At 27.8% G+C, this 8,581-nt stretch carries 11 protein-coding genes; 5 read left to right on the forward strand and 6 right to left on the reverse strand.

Features of this window, described 5'->3' with window-relative positions:
* The 5 genes from ABY863_RS11315 to ABY863_RS11335 form a co-directional block, all read right to left on the reverse strand.
* Positions 1–797: AAA family ATPase (locus ABY863_RS11315; RefSeq protein WP_372794890.1), on the reverse strand; the 797-nt coding region annotated here is incomplete at its 3' end.
* Positions 787–1,992 carry a DUF4350 domain-containing protein gene (locus ABY863_RS11320; protein ID WP_372794892.1) on the reverse strand — a complete coding sequence of 402 codons (1,206 nt, stop codon included), beginning with the start codon at positions 1,990–1,992 and terminating at the stop codon, positions 787–789. The genes ABY863_RS11315 and ABY863_RS11320, both read right to left, overlap by 11 nt.
* Position 1,993: 1 nt before the next feature.
* On the reverse strand, positions 1,994–2,731 hold the full coding sequence (locus ABY863_RS11325; RefSeq protein WP_372794894.1) for a DUF4129 domain-containing protein: 738 nt from the start codon (positions 2,729–2,731) through the stop codon (positions 1,994–1,996).
* Positions 2,732–2,737: 6 nt separating this feature from the next.
* Complete coding sequence (locus ABY863_RS11330; RefSeq protein WP_372794896.1) at positions 2,738–3,637, reverse strand: hypothetical protein; 900 nt, start codon at positions 3,635–3,637, stop codon at positions 2,738–2,740.
* A 4-nt stretch (positions 3,638–3,641) separates the two neighbouring features.
* Entirely contained in the window at positions 3,642–4,598 is a 957-nt protein-coding gene (locus ABY863_RS11335; protein ID WP_372794898.1) for a stage II sporulation protein M, read from the reverse strand.
* A 106-nt stretch (positions 4,599–4,704) separates the two neighbouring features.
* Here ABY863_RS11335 and ABY863_RS11340 point away from each other — a divergent pair, with 106 nt between their 5' ends.
* Genes ABY863_RS11340 through ABY863_RS11355 form a run of 4 tightly spaced genes read left to right on the forward strand, consistent with a single transcriptional unit; the run spans position 4,705 to position 7,522 of the window.
* Positions 4,705–5,424 (forward strand): RDD family protein, encoded by a 720-nt coding sequence (locus ABY863_RS11340; protein ID WP_372794900.1) that lies wholly within the window; start codon positions 4,705–4,707, stop codon positions 5,422–5,424.
* Positions 5,424–6,035, forward strand: a complete 612-nt coding sequence (locus ABY863_RS11345; RefSeq protein ID WP_372794902.1) for a trimeric intracellular cation channel family protein — start codon at positions 5,424–5,426, stop codon at positions 6,033–6,035. The genes ABY863_RS11340 and ABY863_RS11345 overlap by 1 nt, the downstream gene beginning before the upstream one ends.
* The gene (locus tag ABY863_RS11350) at positions 6,035–6,667 is read left to right on the forward strand and encodes a CoA pyrophosphatase (protein WP_372794904.1); all 633 of its coding nucleotides are present in this window, start codon (positions 6,035–6,037) and stop codon (positions 6,665–6,667) included. The genes ABY863_RS11345 and ABY863_RS11350 overlap by 1 nt, the downstream gene beginning before the upstream one ends.
* A gap of 48 nt (positions 6,668–6,715) precedes the next feature.
* Entirely contained in the window at positions 6,716–7,522 is an 807-nt protein-coding gene (locus tag ABY863_RS11355; RefSeq protein ID WP_372794906.1) for a lysophospholipid acyltransferase family protein, read from the forward strand.
* 58 nt (positions 7,523–7,580) lie between these two features.
* Here ABY863_RS11355 and ABY863_RS11360 read toward each other — a convergent pair whose 3' ends face one another.
* Positions 7,581–8,051, reverse strand: a complete 471-nt coding sequence (locus ABY863_RS11360) for a Dps family protein (RefSeq protein ID WP_372794908.1) — start codon at positions 8,049–8,051, stop codon at positions 7,581–7,583.
* A 104-nt stretch (positions 8,052–8,155) separates the two neighbouring features.
* On the opposite strand from ABY863_RS11360, the gene ABY863_RS11365 reads away from it, so the two are divergent.
* On the forward strand, positions 8,156–8,581 hold a 426-nt coding region (locus ABY863_RS11365; RefSeq protein WP_372794910.1), incomplete at its 3' end, for a LysR family transcriptional regulator.

Consider the following 8,581-nt stretch of genomic DNA (forward strand, 5'->3'; position numbering starts at 1 on the left):
ACTGCAATACTTGCTCTTGGCGAACCTCCTAAATATAAATGTGAATGGTTTCTAGTTTTTGTAATTAATTGAGCAATATATTTCATTATTTTTTCTTCAACAATAACTTCAAAAATTTTGTTTTTATATTCTAACAAATCAGCCTCAGAAATTAATGCAGAAATTAACGTTTCAGGCAATACCCCTTTTCTTTCTTGATGTGTTTTTAGAATTAAAATTTCTTCCTCTAAATTTGGATAGCCCACATCAATTTTAAATAAAAAACGATCCAATTGTGCCTCAGGCAATGCGTAAGTTCCCTCCTGCTCTATTGGGTTTTGAGTTGCTAACACCATAAATGGTGGTTTCATTTTATAAGTATTTCCATCAATTGAAATTTGGCGTTCTTCCATCACTTCAAATAAAGCAGCTTGTGTTTTTGCAGGTGCTCTATTAATCTCATCAATTAAAACTAAATTTGAAAAAATTGGACCTTTTTTAAATTCAAATTCCGATGTTTTCATGTTTAAAATAGAAGTTCCTAACACATCACTAGGCATTAAATCTGGTGTAAATTGAAGTCGACTAAAACCTGTGTCTATTGTTTTTGAAAGTAATTTTGCGGTAATTGTTTTGGCAACACCAGGCACACCTTCAATTAAAACATGTCCGTCTGCTAGTAAAGCAACTATCAATAAATCCATAAAATTCTCTTGCCCAACAATAATTTTACCTAATTCTTCTTTAATTTGAATTACAGCATTTTTTAATTTATCAAGGTCTACTCTATTTTCAAAATTCAAATTGTTATTTTCCATATTGAATTGTTTTTTTAAAATTTTCTATCATCTTATTTAAAGTGATAAGCTCTTCTTTTGTTATTTGATTTTTTAGGTGAATTTGATCACAAAACTGAAATAATTCCTCAACACTTTCATAAGAATTTCCACTTCTAGATGCAACGTATTCATAAAAAGTAATATCTATAATTGTAGTTGGTATGTGCAATTTTGTTCTAATAAATTCTAAAAAATAACTTATTTTATGTTCTGCAATATTTTTATGTTCTTGTTTTTCGAAATACATATTTGCAATGGTACGTGTAAAAGCAACTGTTTGATTTTTTAAAGGCGTTAAAATTGGAATATTCCGTTGTTTTCGTTTTCCTTCAAAAATTACAAAAATCAACACACCAATTAACACCATATAATAAGCCCATTTTAAATATTTAGAACTTAGTAAATAATAAATTGGCGATGTAATTTTACTTTTACCAGTTTTATAATAGGAATCCCATAAAATGGGTAAATCGTCTCTCAAATAAGATAAAACGTTAGCTGTATTTTGTTGATTTGGAGATTTTAAAATAGTATAATTTGTAAATAACTCAGGGAACGTATGAAAGTAAAAATTTCCTTTTCCAAAAGAATATTTCACAAAATTAATACCTTCTTCTGTTCTTTCATTATTTGAATTTACATAACCAGTTATTCCTAATATTGTGGTATTTAGGGTATCAATTTTGGTAAAAACCTGATTTGTAAAAGGTCTATCAAACGTATATTCCTTCCCTTTAAAAACTTTGTTTTTAAGTTTGAAAAATACTTTTTCTTCTAAATTTTTACTAACCAATGGTTTTGTTTCAAAATTTAATGTGTCAATATTTATTCCGTGCGTTGAGATAAAAACATCATTTCCTCTTTCTACAAACTTCATTAAACGTAAAAACTCTGCGTTTCCAAAATTTAAGGCTTCATCAACAAAAAAATAAGTACCAACTTGTGTTGTATCTTCTAAATAAATATAAGGTGGAATTTTTATGTTTTTTATTTCATTTGAAGGAAATAAATTTGACAACTCTTCACGCAAAACAAAAGTACCATAGGGTATTTTGTGTTTGGCCACATAACTTGGAAACCAATTTATAGGCTGTTTCTTAATGCTTTCAAGATATATAAACCCGAAAATTAGCACTAAAAAAGCCCCAATATATATTTTACTTTTAGTATCCACCTTATTTTTTTTGAATTAAATTAGAGGCTTGTAAGAAATCGGATTCAATATGCATAAATTCAGCTTCATTTATATTGAAATTTCCATACCAAACAAAATCGTATAACCTTGTTAGATTTTTAAATGATTGCTTTATATTTTGCTGTGCTATTTCTTTGCTATAATCATCATTTGTTTTTTGCAACTCCCAAATAATAAATTGTTTAACTTCTAATTGTTTCAGGATATTTAGATAATAATAACGAACAGCCAATCGATAATTTTTATTAGAAATTGCTTTTTGAATTAGTTTCAGAATATCTTTATTTTTAATCAACTCTTCTTCCTCCGTAATGGAAACAATTGGGTTGTTTTTTGAAGTTTCAAGGATTGAATTTAAATTCACTTTTAAGAAAAATTTCAGCAATAGAAATAATACAATTCCCGAAATTATATAGGGTAAAGAAGAAAGAATGACTGCTAAAATATCTGTGGCATATTTTACACCAAAAATCCATTCTAAAAAACGTGAAAGTTGTCGAAGAAACCAATTAAAAACTCGCTCTAAAAAAGAAGGTTCGGCTTTAACTAAATCTTCTTCATATATGAAATATTGGTCTTGTTTATATTTTTCTAAATTATTTGAATCAAATTTCTTTTGAACAATACTACTTTTATCATTTTTAACCAGAAGCGAATCGGTTTGCGCAAAATCACTAACCGATAGCATTATTAAAAGAAAAAAAAGTAGTTTATTCATTATTAATTATTGACTGTCATCACTTCCTAAACTTTCAATTTTTTCAAAAGTACCTGTAAAGTTTTTTTGCTCGTTTAAATCGAAATAAACAAAAGCAGAAGCTACTAATGTAACTGAATAAAACAAAAACTTTCCAAAGTAAGAAAACAAATTAAGCACCAAATAAATTGGATCTTCCAATATGCCTAAAATAGCCGTTGGATCTTCATTGGTAAAAGAAACTCCCATAGATATTAATTGATAAATTAATGAAGGTATTGAAAAAACAAAACTTAACATTGATACTAATATCCCAATTACCAGAACAACTCCAAAAGTGTTCCACCATTCACCTTTTATTAACGTAAAACAATGTGAAATGGTGTCTCCAACACTTTTATTTTCAAAAACCATAATTGGCATTGCTAGCGATAAAACAATCATAATATATACAATTGGCAACACACAAAGAACATAAGCTACAATCATCATTAAAATAGATAAAACCCCTAAGCCAACAAATTTCCAAATATTGGCATACGTATTATCTTTAACTTCTTGAAAATTAGCAACTCCATTATTTTCTATATGTGATTTTATATAATATAATGAAACCTCAGCTAAAAGAGTATAAACAATTCCAAAGACTACAAACATTAAAAACAACCATCCAAACATTCCAAACATATTTCCCATAATTTCAGAAGGATCTGGTTCTGATTGATTTAAATTCATTATTCCTTTTATAGTTCCAGAATAAGAAACCATTGCAAATACTATAATTGTAGCACCAACTAATAATACTGGTCCAATAATTTTAAAAACTGTTAAAAAGTAATCTTTCCAGTTTTCACGAATAAAAGCAAAAGTATCAGTTATGATAGCTCCTAAATCACGTTCTTTTTTAAATTCAATACGGTTATTCATTTTCTTATTTTTTTTGTTTGGTTAATTTTATGGGATATATTACATAGTAATATAAAATTGAAATAAATGATGTTAATATTATAAATAATGCCAGCCAATCTGGCATTTCTGTATGTCGGGTCACAAAACCTTCTAAAAAACCGGCAATAATAAAAAAAGGAATGGTGCTTACCATAATTTTTAAACCAGCTTTAAAACTCATTTTAAAAGATGCCAATCTTGAATATGTTTTCGGAAATAATAAACCATTTCCTAAAACTAAACCCGCACAACCAGCAATTATAATGACCGAAATTTCAATAGTTCCATGAATCCAAATTGTTCTTGAAGATTCCCAAAGCAAGCCTTTTTCATAGAAAAAGTATAAAAAAGAGCCCAGCATTATTCCATTACGCATCATAACAAACAAAGTTCCAACTGAAAAAAGAATTCCAAACACAAAAGCGGTCATAGCTACTTTAATATTGTTTAAAGTAATCATAATAAACATATTACTCTCTTCCATTTTTTTATAAACAGCCATTGGATCCCCTTTTGAAATATTATCTAATGTGGTGTTTACATAATCATCTCCTAAAATTAAGCGAACAAAATCACCATCATTAGCCGCTGAATATGCTCCAATAATAGCAAAAAAAACAAATGTTAAAAATGCAATACCTAATTGTTTATGGTATTTCACAAATTCAAGTGGAAACTCTGTTTTAAAAAAACTAAATAATCTATTTTTACTTTCTTTTTTTGTTTTATAAATTTTTTGATGTGCTTTTGAAGCTACAGAATTTAAATATTGTGCCGTATTACTTTGTGGATAAAATGTCTTAGCATAACTTAAATCATCCGTAATCTCAATATATAAATCCGATAGCTTATCTGGTGAAACCTGTTCTTTTTTATCAAGAACATTTTCAAATAATAGCCATTTTTTTTTATTCCTTTTTACAAATGATGCTTCACGCATTTTTTTTTACTTTTGTCTTTTCTATAGTTCGATTAACTATAGCAAACATTCGGGTGAACGAATGTAAAAAATCAAATTGTATCAGCCAAAAAAGATTAAGTATAAAATGGATAATTTTCATATTGAAACAGCCCAAAATGTAACAATTAAACAAAATGTGGCCCAGCTAAGCACTCGCATTGGCGCTTTCTTTATAGATATGTTTATTATAGCTGGATATTATATTATAATTATATTAATTATAAACGCACTAGGTTTTAGTTTAGATGAATCACTTTATGTTTACTATGCTCTATTAAGTTTACCTGTTTTCTTTTATAGTTTGCTTTTTGAAACTTTAATGAATGGACAAACACCTGGTAAATATCTTAGTAAAATTAGAGTTACAAAACTTGATGGATCAAAACCAACTTTTGGAAGTTATTTAATTCGTTGGATGTTACGTTTAATTGATATTAGTTTAGCATCAGGCTCTGTTGCTCTATTAACCATTTTATTAAATGGAAAAGGACAACGTTTAGGTGATTTGGCGGCTGGAACTACTGTTATCTCAGAAAAGAAAAATATAACTATTGATGATACTCTAATTGTTGATATACCTGAAGAGTACAAACCCACTTTTTCTCAAGTTACATTACTCAATGACAATGATATACAAACTATTAAAGAACTTTTTTTTAAAGCTAAAAGAAGTGGAAACCATAAAACCATATTAAAACTACACTTAAAAATAATTGCGCTAACAGGAATAAATACTGATATGCAGCCAACTAATTTTATTGATGTAGTTATTAAAGATTATAATTATTTTACACAACAAACATAATGACGCTTTTTCATATTTTAGATATTTTAGGAATAATTGCATTTGCAATTTCAGGATCATTAGTAGCCATGAGAAAAAAACTAGATCCTTTTGGTGTTTTTATTATTGCCTTCGCCACCTCAGTTGGAGGTGGAACTCTAAGAGATGTACTTATTGGTGCTCAACCCGTTTTTTGGATGAAAAATACTGAATACATATTCATAATAACAGCATCGTATGTTTTTGCTATTATTTTTAGAAAAAAATTAAAATATTTAAGTAAGTCATTGTTTTTGTTTGATACTATAGGACTTGGTTTATACACTATTATGGGAACTGAAATAGGATTACAAGCTAACTTTCATCCCATTATTGTTGTTTCAATTGCCACCATGACAGCATCATTTGGAGGTGTAATAAGAGATATTTTATGCAATGAAATACCCATTATTTTCAGAAAAGACATCTATGTTACCGCTGCTGTTTTAGGATCTATAACTTATTTGATTTTACATAATTTTAATTTTTCTGACACAATAGTTTATGTATCAACATCGGTAATTGTAATTTCCATACGGTTAACTGCTGTTTTATTTAAATTGAGTTTACCTACATTTTATTCAAAAAAATAATGAATTTTAATCATTTTATAAATAACATATCAAAACTAAAAGAAAATCCAATTGGCGGTTTAGAGGCTCAGTTTAAATTAGCTCCCAAATTAAGGTTGAGATATTCTAATGAAAAAATTGAAGCTCTTAACCCTAAAAAAGCAGCTGTTGTAGCTTTATTTTATCCAAATAATAATGGTGAAGTTTGTTTTTTATTGACATTAAGAGCTGATTATGATGGAACCCATGCTGCTCAAATTAGTTTTCCAGGTGGAAAATTTGAAAATAATGATAATTCTTTAAAAAATACGGCATTACGTGAAACTTTTGAAGAAGTTGGAATTCCAATAAATGCTATTTCTATTTTTAAGCAAATGACTGATGTTTTTATTCCTCCTAGTAATTTTTTAGTTACACCATTTTTAGGTTTTTTAAACCATGTACCCACTTTTACAAAAAATCATGAGGTAGAAGAACTTATATCTGTCTCTCTTAAAGATTTATTGGACGAATCCTCAATTTCTACTACTATATTATCTACATCCTATGCGAAAAACATGAAGGTACCTTGCTTTATGTTAAACAATTATGCTGTTTGGGGAGCAACTGCTATGATGCTTAATGAAATCAAAGAATTATTAAAGAAAATGTAAACTATTTTTTTCTTAAATTTGTCATTCATTCAAAACCAACCAACCATAATGCCCATTTTTAAAAGAAATCCGTTTGGACATATTTTATTTATAAAAAGATGGCTCATTCGTATTTTTGGAGTCGTTTCACATGGACGTTATAGACGTTTCAATAAACTTCAAATTGAAGGATCAGAAATCATTAGAGATTTACCTGAAACCAATGTGCTTTTTGTTTCAAATCATCAAACATATTTTGCGGATGTAGCCGCTATGTTCCATGTTTTCAATGCTTCATTAAAAGGGAGAGATGATTCATTAAAAAATATTGGCTACATATGGAGACCAAAACTAAATGTCTATTATATTGCCGCTTCTGAAACCATGAAAGCGGGGTTATTGCCTAAAATATTTGCATATATAGGTTCAATTTCTATTGAAAGAACTTGGAGAGCTGGTGGTAAAGATATTAAACGACAAGTAAAAATGTCTGACATTAGCAATATTAAAAAAGCATTAGATGATGGTTGGGTTATTACATTTCCTCAAGGTACAACAACACCTTTTAAGCCTATTAGACGTGGAACTGCTCACATTATTAAAACGTACAAACCAGTTGTAGTTCCTATTGTTATTGATGGATTTAGAAGAGCTTATGATAAAAAAGGCTTGTTAATTAAAAAACGTAATGTTTTACAATCAATGGTTATTAAAGAACCAATGAAAATTGATTATGAGAATGAATCTTTTGAAGAAATTATTGAAAGAATTCAATTTGAAATAGAACAACATCCATCCCTTTTAAAAGTTGTTACACCTGAAGAATATAAACGTCAGGAAGATGAATTAAACCAGAAAAGAAAATTTTGGAGTTAATATTAAAAAAAAGCCGTTTTTAGAAATCTAAAAACGGCTTTTTTAAATTGATTTTTTCTTAATTCAACCAAGAGTTTAACATCCAAATTGTTTTTTCTTGCTCTGCAATAAAATCACTCATCATTGAGTTTGTTCCTTCATCATTGGCATCATCAGATTCATTTAAAATAATTCTTTCAATTTTCAATAATTCTGATAAGGAATTTACAACTAATTTAACTCCTTCTATGTCATTACTAATGTTTTTACCAACTGCAACTTTTGACAATTCTGAATATTCAGCAAAAGTATGTAATGGTGTTCCTTCTAAGGTTAAAATTCGTTCAGCAATCATATCAATTTTTATTTGAGAATCTGTATAAAACTCTTCAAATTTCACGTGTAATTCAAAAAATGATTTCCCTTTTATATTCCAATGTAGCCCTCTTAAATTTTGGTAATATACTTGGAAATTTGATAATAAACTGTTTAAACTAATTACTAAATTCTCTGATTTATTTTGGTCTAATCCTAAAATTGTTGTGTTCATATTTTTAAGGTTTTTATTTCATTACAAAATTATTTAAAAATAAATGTAATAATCTATAATTATTATTGATAGTTTTAATATCTTTATCATAAATATTTATACTAATGACAATTACACAACTTAAATATGTTTTAGCGGTTGCTGAACATCAAAATTTCACTATTGCATCTGAGCATTGCTTTGTTACACAACCAACATTAAGCATGCAAATTCAAAAGCTTGAAGATGAATTAGACACTCAAATTTTTAATAGGAAGAAAAAACCCATTCAACTTACTGAAATAGGCAAAAAAATTATAGAACAGGCAAAAATTATTGTAGACGAAAGCAATCGTATAAATGATATTGTTGATCAACAAAAGGGTTTTATTGGAGGAGATTTCAGATTAGGAATAATTCCAACTGTAATGCCTACATTATTACCAATTTTCTTAAAAACATTTATAAAAAAATACCCAAAAGTAAATTTAAAGATTGAGGAACTAACTACTGAAGAAATTATAAAAAGATTATCTGAAGGTCATATAGAC

It is taken from the genome of Lutibacter sp. (genome assembly GCF_041562875.1).
Taxonomy (GTDB): domain Bacteria; phylum Bacteroidota; class Bacteroidia; order Flavobacteriales; family Flavobacteriaceae; genus Lutibacter.